At 25.6% G+C, this 23,322-nt stretch carries 16 protein-coding genes and 2 tRNA genes; 8 read left to right on the top strand and 10 right to left on the bottom strand.

All coding sequences use genetic code 4. The annotated features are described in order from the left end of the window. The 9 genes from T380_RS0103160 to trpS form a co-directional block, all read right to left on the bottom strand. Positions 1-2,306, bottom strand: a 2,306-nt coding sequence (locus T380_RS0103160) for a lipoprotein 17-related variable surface protein (RefSeq protein WP_027334442.1), incomplete at its 3' end; no start/stop codon positions are given. 265 nt (positions 2,307-2,571) lie between these two features. Beyond that, positions 2,572-2,808 (bottom strand): hypothetical protein, encoded by a 237-nt coding sequence (locus T380_RS0103155; RefSeq protein WP_027334441.1) that lies wholly within the window; start codon positions 2,806-2,808, stop codon positions 2,572-2,574. A 164-nt stretch (positions 2,809-2,972) separates the two neighbouring features. Then, positions 2,973-3,057: transfer RNA gene (locus tag T380_RS0103150), tRNA-Leu, on the bottom strand. A gap of 1 nt (position 3,058) precedes the next feature. Further along, a tRNA-Leu gene (locus T380_RS0103145) sits at positions 3,059-3,141 on the bottom strand. A 36-nt stretch (positions 3,142-3,177) separates the two neighbouring features. Beyond that, positions 3,178-5,805, bottom strand: coding sequence for a DNA topoisomerase IV subunit A (gene parC / locus T380_RS0103140; protein WP_027334440.1), 2,628 nt, complete (start codon positions 5,803-5,805; stop codon positions 3,178-3,180). A 34-nt stretch (positions 5,806-5,839) separates the two neighbouring features. Then, a complete protein-coding gene (gene parE, locus T380_RS0103135) occupies positions 5,840-7,759 on the bottom strand; it encodes a DNA topoisomerase IV subunit B (RefSeq protein ID WP_027334439.1) in 1,920 nt (639 codons plus the stop codon). A 40-nt stretch (positions 7,760-7,799) separates the two neighbouring features. Further along, positions 7,800-8,177, bottom strand: coding sequence for an MAG3450 family membrane protein (locus T380_RS0103130; protein WP_027334438.1), 378 nt, complete (start codon positions 8,175-8,177; stop codon positions 7,800-7,802). Further along, positions 8,170-9,924 (bottom strand): threonine--tRNA ligase, encoded by a 1,755-nt coding sequence (thrS, locus tag T380_RS0103125; RefSeq protein WP_036437017.1) that lies wholly within the window; start codon positions 9,922-9,924, stop codon positions 8,170-8,172. The genes T380_RS0103130 and thrS overlap by 8 nt, the downstream gene beginning before the upstream one ends. 1 nt (position 9,925) lies before the next feature. Beyond that, positions 9,926-10,933, bottom strand: coding sequence for a tryptophan--tRNA ligase (gene trpS, locus T380_RS0103120; protein WP_036437014.1), 1,008 nt, complete (start codon positions 10,931-10,933; stop codon positions 9,926-9,928). Positions 10,934-11,010: 77 nt separating this feature from the next. Here trpS and T380_RS0103115 point away from each other — a divergent pair, with 77 nt between their 5' ends. From T380_RS0103115 to T380_RS0103095, 5 genes are all read left to right on the top strand, one after another. Further along, on the top strand, positions 11,011-11,376 hold the full coding sequence (locus tag T380_RS0103115) for a PTS sugar transporter subunit IIBC family protein (protein ID WP_027334435.1): 366 nt from the start codon (positions 11,011-11,013) through the stop codon (positions 11,374-11,376). Beyond that, entirely contained in the window at positions 11,366-14,455 is a 3,090-nt protein-coding gene (locus tag T380_RS04040) for a DEAD/DEAH box helicase (protein WP_051600000.1), read from the top strand. Before T380_RS0103115 ends, T380_RS04040 begins: the two co-directional genes overlap by 11 nt. A gap of 88 nt (positions 14,456-14,543) precedes the next feature. Next, positions 14,544-15,446, top strand: coding sequence for a hypothetical protein (locus T380_RS0103105; protein ID WP_027334434.1), 903 nt, complete (start codon positions 14,544-14,546; stop codon positions 15,444-15,446). 58 nt (positions 15,447-15,504) lie between these two features. Further along, complete coding sequence (gene rpmG, locus T380_RS0103100; RefSeq protein ID WP_027334433.1) at positions 15,505-15,657, top strand: 50S ribosomal protein L33; 153 nt, start codon at positions 15,505-15,507, stop codon at positions 15,655-15,657. 28 nt (positions 15,658-15,685) lie between these two features. Then, complete coding sequence (locus tag T380_RS0103095) at positions 15,686-16,756, top strand: aminopeptidase P family protein (RefSeq protein ID WP_027334432.1); 1,071 nt, start codon at positions 15,686-15,688, stop codon at positions 16,754-16,756. A gap of 10 nt (positions 16,757-16,766) precedes the next feature. Here the strand turns inward: T380_RS0103095 and T380_RS0103090 are convergent, their stop codons facing one another. After that, the gene (locus T380_RS0103090) at positions 16,767-17,627 is read right to left on the bottom strand and encodes a hypothetical protein (protein WP_027334431.1); all 861 of its coding nucleotides are present in this window, start codon (positions 17,625-17,627) and stop codon (positions 16,767-16,769) included. A 64-nt stretch (positions 17,628-17,691) separates the two neighbouring features. Between T380_RS0103090 and T380_RS0103085 the strand changes: the two genes are divergently transcribed. The 3 genes from T380_RS0103085 (at position 17,692) to rlmD (ending at position 21,822) form a co-directional block, all read left to right on the top strand. Beyond that, positions 17,692-18,501 (top strand): HAD hydrolase family protein, encoded by an 810-nt coding sequence (locus T380_RS0103085; RefSeq protein WP_169734562.1) that lies wholly within the window; start codon positions 17,692-17,694, stop codon positions 18,499-18,501. Between the two features lie 97 nt (positions 18,502-18,598). Next, on the top strand, positions 18,599-20,524 hold the full coding sequence (gene gyrB, locus T380_RS0103080) for a DNA topoisomerase (ATP-hydrolyzing) subunit B (protein WP_027334429.1): 1,926 nt from the start codon (positions 18,599-18,601) through the stop codon (positions 20,522-20,524). Between the two features lie 5 nt (positions 20,525-20,529). Further along, positions 20,530-21,822 carry a 23S rRNA (uracil(1939)-C(5))-methyltransferase RlmD gene (rlmD, locus tag T380_RS0103075; RefSeq protein ID WP_027334428.1) on the top strand — a complete coding sequence of 431 codons (1,293 nt, stop codon included), beginning with the start codon at positions 20,530-20,532 and terminating at the stop codon, positions 21,820-21,822. Positions 21,823-23,322: the final 1,500 nt, after the last annotated feature.

Below are 23,322 nucleotides of genomic sequence, written 5' to 3'. Positions count from 1 at the left end.
TGTAATTCTTTTTCAGTAATAGAAACTAAATTATTAAACCCATTAATATTAATTTGTTTTTTAACATCAACCCCTTTATAACTAAATTTTAAATAACATTTCTTTGCACCACTTAAATCATCATCAATAATTGGTTTAACTTGTTCAGGATCAAAGGCAACATTTACATTAGGAAGTAATGTTGCAAAATTAATATTTGTATCACTAGTTAAATCATTTATAGATAAATAATTAACCTCTTTTGGTAATTTGGTAGCTGATTTTGTTTGGTAAGAATTATTTAATTTTAACAGCATGTCATTTAATTCTTTTTCATAAACATCATCTTGTTTTAAAAAGTTGTTTATTATAAATGATTCTGTTTCTTCTAAGCCATCTTTAGTAAGTTTTAAAACGAATTTAACTTCACCTTTTATTGGATTAGGTATTATTTCTTTAATAGCAAAATTTACTTTATGTGTTGTAGTTAAAGTTTTAAAATTCAAATCATGAATATCATCAGTTATAGCTGATAATGATTGATATTTATTTTTTACATCATCATTAGCTAAAATATTATTATAAAGAGTTGTAGTATATGAATCTTTAATTAAGGCTTTTACTTCATTTAATGTATTTTGTGCAGCGGCATTATTAGTTAAAAATGAATAAACAGTTATTTTTTTCGATTTTGTTGCTTCACGCAATTTGAAACTTAATGTAACTTCACGATACCCATTACCATTTGAAGTAATCATACCTTCAATTATAGTTCCAATAAATTCTGGTTTAGATTTATTGGTATTAAAGTTATCATATTCATCAATATCTTTTAAGAAATCATTTTCTGAAACATATTTTGTTTGTGAATCGGTTGAAGCTTTATCAACATATTTAGTGTTATAACTACTTTTAAAGGTATTAATCAATTTCGATAATATTTCTTCATCTGCTTGATTTTGTGTTTTAAATAATGAAATAGTAACTTGTTTTGTATGACGTATTGGTGAAGCAATACCATCTAATCAGTATTCCAAATCCACAATCATTGTTCCATTTTTTAAACGTTCTTCAGAATCTTTATCAACATTTTTTATTTCAAATAATAAATTATATTTACTCTTAAGCTCTGATATTGCAAGACCTGTATCGCTTTCTAATGATTCAAGGTTATAATTAACATCTTTAGGTTGTTTATTTGTGTTTGTTCTTGTATTAACATTAGACCATAATTGATTATTTACAATTTGTTCAATGTATGCTTCATATTTGTCTTTTTTATTAAAATTATTAATAGTGATTGAACTATTTTGATCATAGTTAAACATACTAAATTTTAAATTAGTAGTTTTTGTTCCTTTATCATTATTATTTGAGCTAGTTGTTTCAGGTAATAGTGTAATTTTAATTCCTCTAGAATCTGCAATTGAACTTAAATCATAATTTATATCATTTCAAAGCTCACTTAGATTATTATATTTAACATATGATGGTAATTTAGTATTACTATTTGTTGAATATGGGTTTAAAGTAAATGTATTAATAAACTCTTCTATTTTTTCTTTTGCGTATTTATTAAGTGAATAAAAACCATTTACATCAAAATTGACTTGTTTTTTTATATTATTTAAAGTAGCTAGTAATGTAACTCTTATCCCTTGGTCTCCATTAGGAATTGCTTTTAAATCACTAAAAATTACATTTGGATAATTATTTACATCATATTTTATATCATTGAAAATATTGTTTATATCTTTATATTCTAACTTAAGAACATTATGAGAAATCTTATCTATGTACTTTGTATTAAAAGGAGAAGAAGAAATTATATAATTAAGCGCCTTATCAAGATTTTCTTGGTCTTTTTTATTTTTTGGATAAAATCCCTTTATGTTTAAATAAGTATACGCAGATTCAGTTCCATGACTTACCTTTAAGGTTACTCTAAGATATGAATCACTACCTTCAGTAACAACATCTTGATGTTCTAATAGCAAATCAATACCTAAAGAAGATTTAATATTTGATAAATCTATATTTAAATCTTCACTTATAGATTCTAAATCATCATAATTAAAACCATCTTCTATAACACGATCTTTATATTTTGTTGTTATAAATTTTTTATTTAAATCTTTTCGATATGGATCAATAGCGACAGCTATGCTTTGAATAGCACTAGATAAAGCTATTTGCGAATCATTATATTTACCGGGTTCTTTAAATCCCGTTATTGTTATTCTACTTGATTTTGTAGAACCTTCTTCATTTTTTAAAATAATAATTACATCAACACAATTATTTATAACATCTTTATTAAGAATCATTAATTGACTAGATATATCATCTGGAATATATCCTTCTAATTTAAGATCTTTATCATTAACATCTAAAACAGCCTTTTCAGATTTCTTATCAACAGCAACTGTTAAATCGTCTATAATTCTTTCTAAATTTTTATCTTGATTATTACTATCGATCTTAACATTATTAGAGATTAAGTAACCTAAAACTCCGCAAGTAATTATACATGGAGTTGCAGCCGCCGCAATTAAACCTAAAACTTTCTTTGTCTTCTCGGATGAAGAAAGTTTATTGCCCCCCCCCTGTAGGAACAGTGTTTACAACCTGAGTAGGATATGGCGCTATAGGCGCTTGTTGAGTAGGGTATACAGGTTGAGCCGGATAAATAGGAACTTGTTGTGTTGGATATCCTTGTTGATGATTAGGATACATTTGTGGTTGTTGTATATTTTGATGGTTATTTATTCCATCATTCACTGGGTTTTGATTTTGTAAATTATTGTTTTCATTTTCTTTATCAAACATAATTCTCCTTTTATTTTAATTTTATAAACTTATATATATATATATATATATTAACAAATTAAATTTTAAAAATCTTTTTTTACAAATTTTATGCTAAAAATAAATGATTTTAACAAAAAAACAAAAAAGCAATGGTTTGCTTTTTTGTTTAGTCATTTATGATATGGTGCCCAGAACAGGACTTGAACCTGCATGGATTACTCCACTAGATCCTTAGTCTAGCGTGTCTGCCAATTCCACCATCTAGGCATGGTGCCCGAAACAGGACTTGAACCTGCACACCAAAGGCAAATGATTTTGAGTCATTCGTGTCTGCCATTCCACCATTCGGGCATAAGTAAAAATATATTTTAGCATTATATATTTTACCTAAATATTATTTTTTTTAATATTTTCATTTATTTTTTTAAGAAGCTCATCTATATCATCTATTGAATCAGATAACTCAATTAGCTTCTTTTCGGCTTTTTGTTCAAATTCATTATTTAAATCATTAGTAATATCTTCTTTTTCTTTATTAATTGAAACAAAAATTTTATTATTACTACTTACAATTTGTGAAGAAAGAATTGTGACACCTTCTATTTTTGTTTCTTTTAATTTCCTAAACCCTTCATTAGAATTAGATAAAGGTATCTCGGTTACTAATTTTTGTTCTAATATCTCGTTATGTTTAAGTAGAAATTTGTCAGTTTTTAAAACTGGGGCAATATTATCTGGAATATAAGGAGATGTGTTTTTTTGTAAAAACAATTGTTTTCCAACATTTTTCTTATTAGTATAACTAATATCAGAATACTTAATTCTTTTACCGAAATAATCTTTTGTGAACATTAATAATTCTTCATTTTCATTAATGCAGCAAAATGATGTTAATGAATCTTTTTCATTAATATTAAAAGCTTTAACACCTTGAGTTCTTGTTCCATAAATTGGGATTTCTGTCTCTGGGTATTTTGCTCCTAAACCATTTTTTGTTACAAAAACAACATCCTGTTTTCCATTAGAAACAACCGCGTTAACAACTATATCACCTTCTTTTATTTTAATGGCTATTAAAAAACTATTATATCTAGAAGTTAATAAATCTTCAATATCTATTCTTTTAACTAGACCAGATCTAGTAGCTATAATAATATATGCATTTATATCAAAATCATCAACCGCAATAACACTTACGATACTTTCTTCTGATTTATAATCTACAAACTCTGTAATATGAGAGCCTAAATCTTTCCATTTGCTTTCGGGTATTTTGTATGCGGGTATTAGAGCATACCTTCCTAAGTCCGTAAATATCAAAATATTCGTAGTGCTTTTTACTTTCAAAAGAGAAAGTAAGTAATCATTTGGTTTTAGTTTATATGTTTGTATTTCATTTGCTTTGAATGTTTTCTTAGATAATTTTTTGATATAACCATCATTAGTTACACCAATATAAATTTCCTCTTCTTTTATAAGATCAATTTCATTATAACTTGTTGTAAATTCTTTTTGTTCAATTTGGGTTTTACGAGGCTCCGCAAACTCTTTTTTAATATTTTTTAATATTTCGATTAATCACTTATTAAATTCATCTTTATTTTGAATTAAATTATTAAGGAAATTAATTTTAGATTTTAAATCATCGCGCTCTTTTATGTATAATTCACGATCAGTTTGACTTAATCTATACAAGCGCATATCAGCAATTGCAATTGCTTGATTTTGAGTAAAATCAAAATTACTAATAAGCGCATCAATAACACCTTGACGAGAATTTTCTGCTTGTCTAATTACTTTTATTACTTTATCAAGTAATTCGGCAACTTTTATAAAACCTTCAACAATTTCCAACCTATTATAAAATTTTTCAAGATCGAATTTAATTGTTTTGTATTTTACTTCAGTTATATGATTTATAAACTCGCTTAATAATTGATTTAAATTTAATAGCTTAGGAGTATTATTAACTATGGCGACATTATTATAAGAATAATAAACTTGCAATTCTGTTTTTGATAACAAAAACTTTCAGATAGTATCTTCTGAAGCATTTTTATCAAGTTTGATCATAATAGAAATACCATTCCTATCACTTTGATCTTTAACTTCTAATAATCCATCTATGCTTTGATTTTGAATAATTGAATCAATTTCATAAACTAGTTTTGATTTAATTACACCATAAGGTATTTCGGAAACTTCAATATATTTAAATTCATCATTCTCGTTATTAATAATATGTTTTTTAGAAACAAGAATAATTCTTGCATTACCACGTTCAAAGGCCTTGATAATTCCATCGCCCCCAAAAATAATTCCACCCGTTGGAAAATCAGGTCCTTGAATATATTTCCTTAATTGATTTAAAGTTATGGCTGGATTTTTTATTTTTGCTATTGTTGCATCAATAACTTCTCCTAAATTATGTGGAGGCATATCTGTTGCATAACCAGCTGCAATTCCTCTTGTTCCATTAACTAATAAATTTGGAATAAGTGAAGGCAAAACAACAGGTTCCTTTTCTGAGTCATCAAAATTAGGGGCAAAATTAACGGCATTCTTTTTCAAATCATCAAGCATAAAGCTTGTTATTTTAGATAACCTTGCTTCAGTATAACGCATAGCCGCTGCTGGGTCATCATCAATACTTCCAACATTACCATGCATTTCAACAAGCGGTATGTTCATTTTTCAATCTTGAGACATTCTTACCATTGCCTCGTAAATTGAACTATCTCCATGAGGGTGATATTTACCAATAACATCACCAACTACACGAGCAGATTTTTTAAAGGGTTTATCATGAGTTAAATTTAATTCATACATTGAATAAAGAATTCTTCTTTGGACAGGTTTTAGCCCATCACGAGCATCAGGAAGAGCTCTTTGTTGGATAATATATTTTGCATATCTTGCAAATCTTTCATCCATTACTTGGTCTATACTTTGAGTTATTATATTTTCATTTATAACTTTTTCTTCAACTTTTTCTTCCTTGTTTTTTTTAGCCATACTCTTCCTTATACTTATTTATAATTAATAATAATTATAGTTTAGATGAATTAATTTCATATGAATCTTCCATACTAAATTCAACATTATTATTAATTCATTCTTTCCTTTTTTCTACAGCATCACCCATTAAAGTTGAAATTCTTCTTTCAGCTAAAGCTGCATCATTAATAGAAACCTTTATTAATGTTCTTGTTTCAGGATTCATGGTTGTTTCTCAAAGTTGTTCAGCATTCATTTCACCTAATCCTTTATAACGTTGAACTTCATATCCTTTAATTTTTGATGTTTTTTCTTTTAATTCCTCCTCGGTTCATGCATATTCAAATGAACCTTTTTTGGTTATTTTAAAAAGTGGAGGGATTGCAATATATACATTACCATTTTCTATAAGCGGACGCATAAATCTAAAGAAAAATGTAAGTAATAATGTTTGAATATGGGCACCATCTGTATCGGCATCAGTCATAATGACAACTTTTTTATATTGTGCGTTTTTAATATCAAAATTATTACCAACTCCAGCATTGATAATATTAATTATTGTTGCTAATTCCTCATTTTTTAAAATATCTATTAATTTTGCTTTTTCGGTATTTAAAACCTTACCTCTTAATGGAAGGATTGCTTGAGTTTTGCGATCTCTTCCTGATTTAGCGCTACCTCCAGCTGAATCCCCTTCAACCAAAAATAATTCACGTTCTTCGGGTTTATTGGACTGAGCTGGCGTTAATTTACCACTTAAAATAATTTTTTCTTTCAGTTTATTCTTGGTTTGTTTATTAGCATCTCTTTCTTGGCGTGAAGCAATACGAGAATCAAATGCATGTTTAATTTTTTCAAATATAACTTGAACATCTTTATTATTTTCATTTAATCAAATCTTTAAAAATCTTGAAACTATATCTTCTACTGCTGGTTTAGCAGCTGGCGTTCCTAACTTATCCTTAGTTTGTCCAACAAATTCCAATATTTTTTCAGGAATTTTCAAAGAAATTATGAATGTAATACCTTCTCTTATATCTTCACCCTCAAATGATTTTTTACCTCTTAAAATATTTTTTTCAAATGCATAATCGTTAAACGTTTTAGTTAATGCACTTTTGAGGGCGGTTTCATGATTTCCACCGTCTTTCGTTTTTATATTATTTACAAATGAAATGATTGTTTCATTGTATCCATCGGTGTATTGAAAACCTATTTCAACTTCAATATCACGTTTTTTATCATATTCTTTATGTGTTACTATTGGCGAAATCGTCTTTTTTGAACTATTAATAAATTCAATAAAAGCGGCAACACCATTTTCATAATGAAATGTTTCTTGTTTGTTATTTATTTGATCAATCAATTCTATTTTCAAACCAGCAATTAAAAATGATTGCTCACGTAAACGTTCGCTAATACGCTCATAACTAAAACTAGCTTTTTTAAAAACTTCATAATCAGGTGTAAATTGAACTTTCGTGCCCTTCTTATTTGTATCACCAATTACTTTTGTTCTTGTAACAATATTGTCACCATGTTCAAATTCAGTTAAATATATTTTCTTATCCCTAAAAACTGTGACAGACATTTTTGTAGATAATGCATTAACAACACTACTACCCACACCATGTAATCCCCCTGATGTTTTATAAGCGGTATCATCAAATTTTCCACCCGCATGAAGTTCAGTAAAAACAACTTCAACAGCAGTTTTGCCTTTAGAGTGCTTTCCAACAGGTACTCCACGACCATTATCTTCCACGATTACACTTTTATCTTTACAAAGAGTAACCGTAATTTTATCAGCAAAACCAGCCAATGCTTCATCAATTGAATTGTCAACAATTTCTCAAATTAAATGATGTAATCCATTAATATCGGTTGAACCAATATACATTCCAGGACGTTTTCGAACAGCTTCTAAACCTTCTAATTTTTTAATACTAGATGCTTCATATTTTTCCATATTTTCAATTATATATAATAATAAAAATTAAATAAAAAAGCTATATAGCTTTTTGTTTTAAATCTTCTAAATAATAAATAAAATAATTGATTGGTATAGCGATTAACACGCATGTAAAAGTAATTAAAAATCTTGCTCACATAGGTAAGAAATAACTATATGTTAAAGATAACATAACAAGGCAAAACGGAACAACATAAATTAAGGTGTTTAAATTAAGTAGTTTAAGATATATTAGTAAAATATCTAATAGTACTATTAAAAATACTCCAACAATACTAATTCAAATACTTGTTTGTCATTTTAAAACTGGGACTCTTACATCATAACCGAAAAATACTCAAATTATAGATAATGGAAAAATAACGCAAATTAGATAAAATACAATAAAAATATACGTTTTTTGTTGATTATTCATAATTTTTAATTTTATTTTTTATCATTTTAACAAATTCATTTATTGATGTGGTTACAGTTTTATCATTACCATATTCACGGTAAGAAACATTATTATTTTTCAATTCATTTTCACCTAAAATGATTTGATATTTGTATTTTTCAATTTGTGAATCTCTAACTTTTTTTGATAGTCTTTCATCTTTTAAATTAATATCGCAATCAATATCTTTTTTGTATAAAGAGTTATATATTTTTTGGGCATATTTAATTAATTTTTCATCTAAAATAACGGGGATAATTTGAATTTTATTAGGAGCTAATCAAAGAGGAAGATTACCTTTATATTGTTCAATTAAAATTGAAATAAAACGCTCATATGTACCAATTAATCCACGGTGAATCATAATTGGTATTTGTTTTTCATTATTTTTATCAATATAGGAAATATTAAATTTTCTAGGTAATAAAAAGTCTAATTGAATTGTAGAAACCGTAATCTCATGATTTAATAATGTTTTTATTTGAGTATCTATTTTAGGTCCATAAAACGCTGCTTCACCAATCTTTTTTTCATATTTAATACCAAGATTGTTCATCATTTTTTCAAGCATATTTTCAGACTCATCCCACATTTTGTCATCTTGGAAAAATTTATCTTTATTATCTTTATCTCTTAAAGATAAAGAAATATAATCAATTTTAATTTTAAAAATATTAAGAATTTCATTTATTTGTTTATACATTGAATAAACTTCAGATTCTATTTGATCAAATGTTACAAATAAATGTCCTTCAGTTAAATCCATTGATCTAACTCTTTCAAGTCCAGTTAATGCACCAGATTTTTCATACCTATATAAGCGTGACTGTTCACTAAAACGAATAGGAAGATCTCTGTATGAATGCAAATCACTTTGATAAATAAGGATATGATGAGGACAAGTCATAGGTCTAGGAATTAGTTTTTCATTTTCCACTTCTAGTGGTTTGAACATGTCATCTTTGTAATGAGATAAATGGCCAGATTTTTTATATAAATCAACACTTCCAAAATGTGGAGTTAAAACTTCAGTAAAACCATATTTTTTATCTAATTTTAAAACATAATCTCGTATTGCATTTTTTATCTTCATTCCATTTTTTAACCAAAAGGGGAATCCTTGACCAGCCATGTTATCAAATGCAAAAATGTTGAGTTTTTTATTTAATTGACGATGATCATTTTCGCGTCTATTTTTAAGAATTTCTTCATATTCTTTTAATTCTTCTTCTTTATATCAACTTGTTCCATAAATTCTTGTAAGTTGAATATTATTAGAATCCCCCAATCAATAAGCTCCTGCTAAAGAAAGTAATTTAAAATATTTTATTGGTTTAACATTTTCAATATGACCACCAACACATAAATCTACAAAAATATGTTTTTTTACTTGTTTATCATAAAGTGAATAAAAAGTTATTTCTTTATTTTCGTTTTCCAATTTATTTATCATATATTTTTTATATGGTTGGTCATTTTCATAAAACGCATCATACTCTTTTTTTGAAACTTTAATCATTTCAATATCGCGTTTTGATAATTGTTTCATCTTTTTTTCAATATTTTTTAATTCATCATCACTTATTGGTTCTTTAAATTCAAAATCGTAATAAAATCCTTCATCAATTGCAGGACCAAATGCGAATTTTGTATCTGGATAAAGTTCATAAATAGCCGCGGCTAATAAATGGCTTGTTGTATGATTTAAAAACTTATCTGCTTTCATATTAATCCCCCAACCCTACATGGTCAACTATTTTTTTCATAGTTTTTTTAGCCACGATAGACGCCTTCTTAGCTCCTAAGGTAGCGTAAAAATCAATCTTTGAATAAAATTTTTTGAATTTTGCTTGAATTTCAATTAAAAATGTTTTAACAACTTCTGCTACTTCTTTTTTAAATTCTTGATAATTTGAATTTTTAAATTTGTCAGCTGCATCATTAATACTTATTTCACTCAAGCAAGAATAAATTGTTAATAAGTTTTTTATACCTGGTTTATCATCCGATAGGTATACTTTATTCTCGCTATCAGTAACCGCTTTTAAAATTTTATTGTAAGCAATGTCAGGATCATCTAATAAATAAATTGATGATTTAAGATTAGAGTCTGATTTTGACATTTTTTTATTAGGCTCAACCAATGACATTATTTTAGCACCTTCTTCAGGCACGCTTGCTGTTGGTTCAATAATTTTTAAATTATACTTATTGTTTATTCGATTAATAATTGTTCTCGTTAATTCAACGTGTTGAATTTGATCAATACCAACAGGAATTATATCTGGTTGATATAAAATAATATCTGCGGCCATTAAAATGGGATACATAAACAAACCAGTTGGTATTGTTTCTGTGTTGTTTGCGGTTTTTATACGACTAGATTTATCCTTAAATTGAGTCATTCTAGAAAGTTCGCCCATAGTTGAATTATTAGTTAATATCCAATTTAAATAGGTATGTTCCATAACATCTGACTGGAAAAAAATACAACTTTTATCCGGATTAATTCCACACGCTAAATAAAGAGCAAATATATCTCTACGATTTTTTTTAAGTTCACTTTTTGTTATATCACCAGTAAGAGCATGCAAATCCGCAACAAAAAAATATGAATCAAATTTATCTTGCAATTTAACAAACTGTCTAATTGCACCAAGATAATTACCTAAAGTTAATTTACCTGTTGCTGTTATACCGCTAACTAATTTTTTTTTATTATCAATAGAATTCATAATGTTTTAATTATACAATTTTTATAATTTTATGACTATAATAATATATAACATTCACACAAATAATTGAGGTATTTATGAACAGAAAACACAAAGCATTATCTGTATTTCTTGTTATTATAACTTTCGGTTTTTTTCTAATTGCTCTTAGAAAAAAAAGAGCAGTAAAAGAAAATAATATTGATGAAAACACAAATGTTGATATAAAAGTTGGTCACTTAATTTCATTATTTGGTGGCAAAGAAAATATTAAAAATGTTGAATCTACACTATCAAAAGTAAAAATTTATTTTAATAAGAAAAATTTAATAAATGTAGATGAGTTAAAAAAATTGAAAGCTGTAAGCGGACTTGTTTTATCAACTTCATCTATTAGTTTAATCGTGGGATATGGAGCAAAAAACTTAAAAGATGAAATTTTAGGAGTAATAAATGGCAATTAAAATTACAAAAAATGATGAATCATATAATGTAATTCTTGATAATTTACTCGATATTTCTAGCAATGATGCTTCTATTTTTTGTCGCAAAGATAACAAAGAGTATTTTGATGTGATGAGTACATTTGGCCCAGAACTAATGAACAAAATTTACTCTGATGTAACATTAGATATCCCTGTTTTAGAATATGAAACAACAAAATTAATTGAAAATTTAAGAAATTGTGAAAATATAGATGATGTTCTTAAAGTAATGCAAAAACGTAAAGATCTAATTAATCAGCACTTGAAGATATTAAAAAATGATTTTAAATTTGGTAAAGAAAAATTAGTTGATTTACTCGAAGTTGAAAAACAAAAATCTTCATCAAAATGAAAATTATTTTTAAACAAAGCAGAAACAATAAATTCAGAATCTAATATTTGAAGCATGTATATTGGATTCATGTTTATTTCACTTTCTACCCCTAATGATGATAAAAAAATATATGCCCCCCTTTTTTTAAAAGAGGTAAATATCGAGTTTCGAAATTCAAACCCCTTTCTTGTTTCGGATGGAACAATTAGAAAAAATGAAAAATTATTTTATTTTTTACAAAATGAGGGTTTTAATTTAGATGTAAATGTTAAACATGAAGATATGTCAATTGCAGATGTTGTTCATAGTATCAAGGTTACATGAAGTTCAAGATTTGAAATTGAAGAAGACATGATTGCAAAACACAAAAAATTTGCATATGAAGACATTAAGAATGAAAAGGTATTATTTCACAAGGGTATGATTTTAGGAATATTTCAACCTTTAGGTGGTTATTTAAGAAATAGAATGATTGAAATAATAGAAAATGATCATATAAATAAAATATTAGATGTCGAGATTGATAAAAATATATATAAGAAATGCATAGATGAAACAATAAGTAAAAAGAACTTTGGTTTTCTTAAAATAACACCAACTAATTTTTCGCAAGATAAGGCAATTGTTAGTTCACTTAACCAAAATACAATTATATGAGGACCTCCAGGAACTGGTAAATCACAAACAATCGTAAATATTCTTTCCAACATACTTGCATATGAAAAAACCGCTCTTGTTGTTTCGCAAAAAAGAGCCGCGCTTGAAGTTATCCAAAAAAGGCTAGGTAGTTTATCTAAATTTGGTTTATTTTTACTAAATAGTAACTCAATTAATAAAGAAGATTTTTATGGTCCTTTGAAAAAATATATAGATTTAATTGAACATGCAAATAAACGAAAAAAAATTAACACAATTAACATTATTTCTGACGAAGAAACTAAATACGTAAAACTAATTAATCAAATTTCAAAAGACCAAGATTCATATGATTTGTTTGAGCTAAATAGTGTTTTAGAAAAAAATAACATTAAATATAATGAATCCCTTTTTAATAATATAAGAAATATATCAACAAAAAATATTATATTTCCAGAAAATATAAATTGAAACGGTAATTATTTAAAACAAATTAAAAAAGCTAATAAATCACATAATATTAATGTTAACGAGTTAAATAATTGGATATCAGAACTTAAAGGATTTCAGGGAAATATAAACAATTTTGTAGAAAAAATTAAAAAATTTGATAATCATAAAATACTACTTATAACTAAATTATGAGAGTTAAAACAAAGAATCGAAAATAATGAATTAATCATTAAAGATGAAGATATAGAAAATTTTATTGTACATAAAACTTTATCTAAGATTAAAAATTTTAATAAGGAAAAAACTGACTTATACAAAAAATTTGCATCAGTTGTAAGACTATCTTCAATGAATATTTCTAGATTTTTAAAAACATTCTCACAAATAATAAAAGAACTTTTCCCAATTATAATTACAACACCAGACACAGATTTAAGTCAATGAAAACGTGAAGAATTTGACTATGCAATAATCGATGAATGTAGTCAGATGTTTATCGAAAAAGGATTGCCGGTGCTATATTTAGCTAAGATAAAAATTCTTGCAGGAGATGATCAACAAATGAGACCATCAAGATGATTTAGCGCAAGAAATCAAAGCGATTCAATTTTTGGACAATCAGAGTCGCTTCTTGAATATGCAAAATCGCTTGGAGTTTACAAGATATTGTTAGACAAAAATTATCGTTCGAATTATGCATCATTAATGACTTTTAGTTCAAAACATTTTTATGATTCTAAATTAGATATCATTGATTTAAATATTAAAAATAAAGAATTCCCAATCGAAGTAATTGAAGCAAATGGAATTTGAGAAAATTCGAAAAATGATGATGAAATTGAAATTGTTATCAATTTAGCCAAAGAAAACCTAAATAAGTATAAAAAAATCATTATTTTAACATTCAATACTCCTCAAATGAACATAATACAGGATTTAATATTTGAAAAACATCAAGATTTAGAAAACGCTATTTTAAACAAAAAACTTTTACTAAAAAGTATAGAAAATATTCAAGGTGAAGAAGCGGATCTTGTTATAGCATCAGTTGTATATGATAAAAATGCAAAATTACATTCAACATATATTGGTAGAGATTCTGGGAAACATGCATTAAATGTTGCTATAAGTAGAGCAAAAGATAAAATGATTATTGTAAAATCTATAAAAGCCGATGATATTACAAATACAATTAATAATTCTGATGCAAGAATATTTAAATATTGATTGAGATTTTTAGAATTATCCAAAAACGAAAAAGATAATTATATAGATTTTAGTGAAACTAGTGAAGTTAAAATTGATAAAACAATTGAATATAGTCAATTATCGCTCTTAATATCTGATTATCTAAAGAATGAATTTGCCGATACTAATATCCAAATCACTTCCGATTATGTTGTTGGAACACAAAAAATTGATTTAGCTATCTTTGAAAATGATGATTATATATGCGGAATTAAAATTGATGATAATGATTATCAAGATGATATTGAAAATTATATAAATTTATGTGATAAAGTTAAATTCTTAAATGCAAAAAAATACAACGTTATCCTTGTTGATAACTTAGTTTGATATGCAAAAAAAGAGGATATTGTTAATAAAATAAGAAATATATTAAATAATCAATAAAACTAAAAACATGTGGTTATCCACATATTTTTATATAAAAAATAGACTGTTTTTTCGTTGTTTTATAATTGAATAACCAGGAGGAAATATGGATGGCAGAAATTTAATTTTAGAAAACAAAAATAATATAATTAAAATGTTTTTTATTCATTATTGCTTACCATATAACCAAATATATTTTGAAGATATTATTAAAAAACTAGATCAAAATAATAATGATGATGATTTTTTTGTGAATAAAGAATTATTCAACTTACAATCACAACAGGAAATTAAAAATTTTGCGTTCAATATAGATTTTATATGCGATAAAAATAATTCGCTCAATATAGAAAATTGTTCTCCAGAATTAATTTTAAAATTCGCAATTTTGTTAAATAAAAGAACTTTTAATAATATAAATAAATTTATAGATGTTGCAGGAATTTTAAGAACAAAAAAAGATATGATTGTTTTAACAGATGAAATAAATAATAAAAATAAATCAGAACCACCAATTTTAATTGATTATAATGGTCTTATAAAAGATATTAGTTCAATTTTATCTATTCCAAAATACAAATTATCTAAAATAATATTATTATCAAGTTATTTATTAAAAAATCAATTGTTTTTCAACGGTAACAAACGCACAACTTTTTTACTTACAAATTTATTACTAATTAGTAATAATCTAGGTCCTTATTTTGATCTTATTTTAAGCGACCAACAAACCAGTCTATCGTCAAGTAAAAGATTACTTGACGAATGAAATTTAATTCCGTATATAAATAATATTTTTAAAAAATATAAAGGCAACAAAAAACATTTTAACAAGCAAATAAAAGATGATATTTTAAATTTTAGACAAAGTTATAAATTTATAAATGGAGCAGAATTTAACTACTTTTTAAATAGAAACAAGGAACAAATATTAAAATATATGGAGAAAATGGAAGAAAAAAATAATGAATATGATGAAGAAATAACTTCATTATATAAAATACAATAATATTTATTAAAAATAATGTATTATTAATTTATTATTTAAATATAAAAAGGAGTTGTTTATGCCAAGAGAAGGATATACACTTGCTTGCACTGAATGTAAAATGGAAAATTACATAAGCAAAAAGAACAAAAAAACACAAACAGAAAAAATTGAATTATCAAAATACTGCTCAAAGTGCAGCAAACACACAAATCATAGAGAGAAAAAATAGTCTCTCTATTTTTAATTAAAGGAAAAAAATGAATAGAACAAGATTAGAACAAAAATTTAGTGAATTACAATTTGACGCTTTAATTTCAGAAGCTCCACAAACTAGACTTTGATATGCAGAAGTTGCTACAAGTGATGGATACATAATTATAGAAAAAGAAAAAGCTTATTTATTTGTTGATGCAAGATACATTGAATACTGTAGAAATAATGCCAAAAATGTTGAGGTTATACTACTTAAACCAGGAACATTAAAAGAATTTTTAGCAACTAAAAATTATAAAAAAATTGCATATGAAGATGATTATTTAAAAGTAGAAACACATAAATTATTACAATCATTAAGCCCAAATTCAGAAAGTATATTCATTAAGGGTCAAGAACTAAGAATAGTAAAATCCAATGATGAAATAGAAAAAATGCAAAAATCTATTGACATATCAATGCGAGCATACAACAGAATTGTTTCATGACTTAAAGAAGGAATGAGCGAAAAAGAGGTTGATAGGAAATTAAACTACTTTTTAAAACAAGAAGGTGCAGATAAAGAATCATTTGATAACATAATAGCATTCGGTCCTAATGCGGCAGAACCTCACCATCACCCAACTGATAGAAAACTTGTCTATGGTGATATTGTAAAAATAGATTTTGGTGCTTTATATAAAGGTTATTGCGCAGATATAACAAGAACACATATATTTGGTGGTAAAGAAAATGCAAATAATAAAAAACTTGTTGAAATAATGACAATAGTTGAAGAGGCCGCAAAAAGAGGAAGAGATGCCGTTAAACCTGGTATGACTGGTGCTGAAATAGACAAAATTTGTCGTGATTATATAACAGAAAAAGGATATGGTGAATATTTTGCTCACTCTACAGGGCATGGATTAGGTATAGATGTTCATGAATTACCATATGTTTCATCTCGTAGCCATATTGTTTTTGAACCTGGCATGGTTGTTACTGTTGAACCCGGAATTTATATTGAAGGTTTAGGTGGAGCCAGAGATGAAAATGATGTACTAGTAACCAAAGAAGGGCATAAGATTTTAAGTTATAACATTAAAACAAAAATAGTCAACGCGATTAAAAAATAACCAGAAATGGCTATTTTTTAATATTTTCCAAAATTTTAGTTATTAATTCATCATGAGTTAATTCTTCATATCCGAATATATTTAATTTTTCAGCTATTGCATACAATTTTTTGTTTGGAAGGGATTCTAATTTTTTTCTATCTTCATTATTTATATTTTTTGTTTCTAATTCTTTTTTATCTTCAACTTCTTTAGAAACATCATTTTTTATATTAATTTCATTATTTTTTCTTAATTCATCTTGAATTATAGTTGCTAAATCACCTGTTTTTAATTTTTCCACAAATTCATTCATTTGATTTCTTATAGTAACAGTAGCAAATATTTGACGAATCATATTTACTTCACTCATTATGAATGCGCTAATAGGTAGTAATACAAAAAGCAATGTAAATGGTATAAAATAAGGTGATTTCATTAAATTAATAATTACATTTTTTTCATTAAATCCAAAAAATATTAATGACAATAAAAGCATGAAACTGCAAATTACAAAAAACGATCTAAAATTTTTACTTAAATACTTAAAATCCTTTTGTTTATATGAACGAATTATAGAAGTAATATAAAAAAATAAACTAATAGTTGCACCAATAAATACTATACTTGGAATAAAAACGCATGATAAATTAAATATTCCCTCAGCAATTTTTTTCTTATCGTCAAGTTTGTTGGTAAAAATTATACTTTGTATATATTTTCATGTTTGATCTTTAAAAATAAAATTACTAAAAATAAGTTGTAAAAATGATAATAAAATTAAAACAACAATCAAAGCTACCGTGCCAAAAATTCAATATCTATAACATGATTTTTCATTTTTTCAAAGCGCTTCTATGTTATCGTTCTCTTTTGGTAATTTCAAAAACATATATCTCCTTAAAGTAAATAATACTATTTTAATTTTACATTATTCATTGTATAATAAAAAAATTATGAATAAAAATATTATTTTTATCGATTTAGATGGAACCACTCTTAATGATAAGAAGGGCAAAAAACTTTTTGTTTCAAAAAACAACATAGATTCTATAAAAGAAGCTAAAAAATATTTTAATTTTATTGTGTCAACAGGTAGACCATACCATGGACTAACATTGAAAATATTACAAGCATTAGAAATAAATGATATTATTTTTTGAAATGGTGCAAGCGCGTTTATAGATAATAAAAAAATAATTGACCAGCCAATGTCAATAGATGATGGTAATAAATTTATTAAATATGCTAAAGAAAATAATTTAAACATTATTTTTGATAGCAATAGAAATCAAACATATTCAAAAAATAAATTATTAAGACTAATCAATATTTTTTCAAAAAAAATTCCCATAAAGGATACAAATAAGTTAGAAAATAACAAAACTTTTTATAAGGCATTAGTTTTTGGTCACTCTCAAAAAAAATTAAAGCAAGTTTGAAATTTTGCAAACTCATTACCAAATACAATTTGCGTTTTTTCAGGAAAACGTTCACATTATGTTGAAATCACAAACAAAAATGCAACAAAAGGTATTGCAGAAGTTAAGGTCGCAAACTATTATAATGTTGATCCAAAAAAATGTATCCATATAGGCGACACAATGAATGATGCAACATGTAAAAATCTTGTTGGAAAATTAATTGCTGTAGCAAATGCTTCACCTGAATTTAAAAACATTGCCGATATAACATATGATGTATGCGCTAAGGATGATGCTATAAAACATATTATAAGTGATCTTATCAACAAAAAGTTATATTAGTTTAATATATTTAATAAATATATTAATATATAATTAATTAATATATTATATATTTATAACTATTTATGTAAATTAAAATTAAGATAGGATAAGAAATATGGCAAAAAAGAATGAATATGGCGCAAGCAATATTCAAGTTCTAGAAGGACTTGAAGCAGTTAGAAAAAGACCCGGAATGTACATTGGTAGTGTCGGAAAACGTGGATTACACCATTTAATATGAGAAATAGTAGATAATTCGGTTGATGAAGCAATGGCGGGCGAAGCTACAAAGGTAATAATAACAATTGGTAATGATAATTCAATCCAAATCGAAGACGATGGTCGTGGTATTCCTGTTGATATTCATCCCAAAACTAAAAAATCAACCGTTGAAACCGTTCTTACAGTACTACATGCCGGAGGAAAATTTGATAGTTCATCATATAAAGTATCAGGTGGATTACATGGTGTTGGCGCATCTGTTGTTAATGCTTTAAGTAGTCATTTAGAAGCATGAATTAAGCGTAATGGTAAAATTCATTATATTGAATTTAAAAATGGTGGCAGACCAGTTAAACCATTAAGTGTAGTTGGTGATGTGGGTGTAAGTGAAACAGGTACAATTATTAAATTCACCCCTGATTTTGAAATTATGGAAAACAATGAGTTCGATCTATCTGTAATTTTGGATCACGCTAAACAAATTGCTTACCTTAATAAGGGTATTTTTATTAAAGTAATTGATGAACGCGTTAACTTTGAAAAAGATTTTATGTTCGCTGGCGGAATTGTTGATTACATTAAAGAATTAAATAAAAATAGAAAAGTTCTTCATCCGGAACCAATTTATGCTGAAGGTGAACAATCTGATGGTAAAAATAATGTGCAGGTAGAAGTTGCATTACAATACAATGAAAATTATCAAAATAATATTATTTCATATGCAAATAATATCATTACCGCTGAAGGCGGAACTCATGAAACTGGTTTTTTTGATGCCTTATTAAGAATAATAAATAACTATTCCTTAAATAACGGATTAATTAAAACCGAAAAAGATAAATTGACTAGAGATGATATAAAAGAGGGATTAACAGCTATTATTTCAATTAAACACACCGACCCACTTTTTGAAGGTCAAACAAAAGGTAAATTAGCCAATAAAGACGCAAGAAAAGCTGTTAATGTTGTATTTAGTGAGGTTTTAGAACGTTTCTTAAATGAAAATCCAACTGAAGCAAAATTAATTTGTTCAAAAGCGCTTATTAGCAAAAAGGCGCGTGAAGCAGGAATAGCAGCTAGAGAAGCAACAAGAAAAAAATCACCGTTTGAAGTAGGTGCGCTTCCCGGAAAATTAGCTGACTGTACAACGCGTAATCCTGAGTTAGGCGAGCTTTATATAGTCGAAGGTAATTCTGCTGGTGGTAGCGCTAAAATGGGTAGAGACCGTCAAAATCAAGCTATTTTACCATTAAGAGGTAAAGTAATTAATGCGGAAAAAAATCAATATCACAAGGTTTTAGCTAATGAGGAAATAAGGACACTAATAACAGCAATTGGGACTGGTATTGGTGACGAATTTAATATCAATAAAATAAGATATCATAAAATTATCATCATGACAGATGCTGACGTTGATGGCTCGCATATTAGAACATTGATTCTAACATTTTTATATCGTTTCTTTAGACCTATTATTGAATATGGATTTGTTTATATTGCTCAACCACCTTTATATAAAATAACTAAAAATAAACAAGTATGATACGCATATAGTGATTTGCAAAAAGAACAAATTATTAAAGCAAATTTAAATGACCAAAAATACACAATTCAACGTTATAAAGGATTGGGAGAAATGGATCCTGAACAACTTTGAGAAACTACAATGAATCCAGAAACAAGAATAATGCTTCAAGTACAAATTAGCGACTTTAGTGAGGCAAATAATATTTTTAGCACACTTATGGGGAGCGACGTTGTTCCTCGTCGTGAATTCATTGAAGAAAATGCTAAGTATGTTCAAAACATTGATGCTTAATTAATATGTTTAAAATAAACCAAACAATAGAAAATTTATTAGTTAATGAATTAACATATGAGGGTTATGGAGCAGTAAGATTTAATAAACATTTATTATTAATAGAAAACACCCTTATTGGTGAGTTAGTTGATGTTGAAATTTATAAGACAACATCAACTATTTCTTATGCAAGAGTTAAAAAATATCACTCATATTCCAAAGATAGGGTAAAAGATGCTGATGTAAATTTACTTATATCGGGAGCTGCGCCATTAAGTAATTTATCATATGAAAAACAACTAGAATTTAAACAAAATGTTATAAATTATTTGTTTTTAAGACAATTAAATTATAAAAATATTGCGCAAATTGTGCCATCTCCAAAAGTATGAAATTATCGTAATAAAATTACGATTTTTCTTGATAAATCAACAAAAAATACTCAATTTGGATTGAAAATGAAAAATTCAAATTCCGTAATTTTACAAAATTCATTTAAATTAGCAAACAATAAAATAAATTCATTAATAGATTTTTTAAAAACTCTTGATAGTAAGCACTATGATAAAATTGATTCATTAACTATTAAATCAACAAAAAATGATTTGCAATTAATTTTAAATTCTAACAAAATCAAAAAAATAGATAATAATTTTTCTAATTTAATATTTAAAAATTTTAATAAGGTAAATTCAATTGTTCTTATGGACGAATTTAAAATATTAGATTTTAAAAAAACAATAAGTATTACAGAAGAAATAAATCATATGCAATTTGAAATAAACCCTAATTCATTTTTTCAAATAAATAAAGAACAAACAGTTAATATATATAATCAAATTAGAAAATTTGTGCAAGATATTAAATCAATAAACTTACTAGATTTATATTGTGGCACAGGCTCAATAGGTATTTATGTATCAAATTTAATAGAAAATTTAATTGGAATTGATGTCGTTGAAGAATCAATAAAAAATGCAAAAAATAATGCATTAAAAAATAATTTAAAGAATTTCAATTTTATTTGCTCTAACGCATCAAAAATTAATAAAATTATTCTTAAAAATATTGATACTTTAATAATAGACCCACCTAGAAAAGGCGTGGATAAAAATACATTAGAAGTAATAAATAAATCTAAAGTGAAAAACATTATCTATTTAAGTTGTAATCCCCATACATTATTAAGGGATTTAAAATTGTTAGAAAACATAAAAATAATTAGCGTTATTCCATATGATATGTTCCCACAAACACCACATGTTGAGTGCATGGTGATGATGCAAAGAGTCGATTGTAACAATCTTACATTTTAAGCAGTTCTACAAGCATTATGTCTTTTATGAAAATAATGAATAGGACAAAAAAAGTCTTAAAAATTGTATTGATGCTTATATATTTGTATTGATAAAGTGTTTGGAATACAAGTATATTTCAGAAAAAAATAATAAAATCTATAATTAAAAAATCTTATTATCAATAACCTTACCACTTAGTATCTCATTACTTTTTTGATATTGATGCTTGATGTGGAGGGATATCTATTCCATAATTATTGTTGGTAATGTGTATAGTTGATACAATTCATTTATTTATGCAAGAAGATATATCAGTATGCATTAAGTCATTGGTTATAGTTTTTTTATTAAATCCTTACAAAGTTATGCGGTATCAAAACATTATTATTACATTTATTGAATTGTTAAATTGAAAGATTAAAGATATTAGACAAATTGAAATTTTCTGTAAAGAGTTTATCAAAGAAATTAGGCAATTTTAGATATATAAAAACTTTTGAAGATTTAGCAAATACTATTGTATAGAGAAAAACAATTCAAAATTTACAAGTCCTGTATTAAAATATCAAAGCACAAATCAAAAGCTAAATCATATTTTATAAAACAATATTTTAATCAATAAATAGAACAGAAAAATCTGCAAGGAAAGTGAATAAAATTAATTAGAGGTTATATCATTAAATCCACCATTATTTCAAAATGGTTTTTAAAAAATAAGAAGAGATGTAAAACATACGTATTAAGTGAATTATTTAAAAATATAAAAATAGAATAATTTAGCTATTATTTGTTTTTTAATATCACTTTATTATAAAGAAAAATAAAAAATGAGTTAAATTAATATTTGCCCAATACAGGAAAAAGCATTAATCAAATAACAAACTAAAAGTCAACCTTGATATAGTAAATATGACTTTTTAGAAAAATTTTGCAACATTGAATGTTATAAAATGGTAGATGATGTGAATAATAAAATTCTTACTTTTTAATAAAATCTGATAGAAACGATATGAAAATAAGACAATAAAAATAACAAACAAAATAATTAAAATCGTGTTGTACAATCAATGATTTTATCGTTTAAAAGTATGCTTAATAAATTAAATAAAATTCAAGAAGAGAAATTTAAAGACATGTTTATTAGATAAGAAGAAATTCTTGACTAAATCATTCAAAGAGATAACTGTAATTGAAAAGAATATTAAAATACTTAAATATATTCACATTTATATTCATATGGAGGATATTAAAGAATACAAAAAAATAAAATTTTTTTAATATTTTTCATGAATAAAAAATCCTTTATTTTACAAAAATACGTTTAAAAATATGATTAATTATTAATTTTTCATATTTTTTTTATTTTTTTATCAAAAATTGTGATTTTTTATACATATTATTATGGAGGAACCAAGAAAATGACGAAAAAAATTGAAAAAATAACATTGATAAAAACTGAAAAAGCCACCAAAAAAGAAATTAATCAAGTTTTTAATAAATTTGAGAATATCAAATGTG

The organism is Mycoplasma elephantis ATCC 51980, assembly GCF_000687815.1.
Lineage (GTDB): Bacteria > Bacillota_I > Bacilli_A > Mycoplasmatales > Metamycoplasmataceae > Mycoplasma_H > Mycoplasma_H elephantis.
Note: the sequence above shows the minus strand (reverse complement) of the source record. Positions and strands in the feature narration are given on the sequence as shown.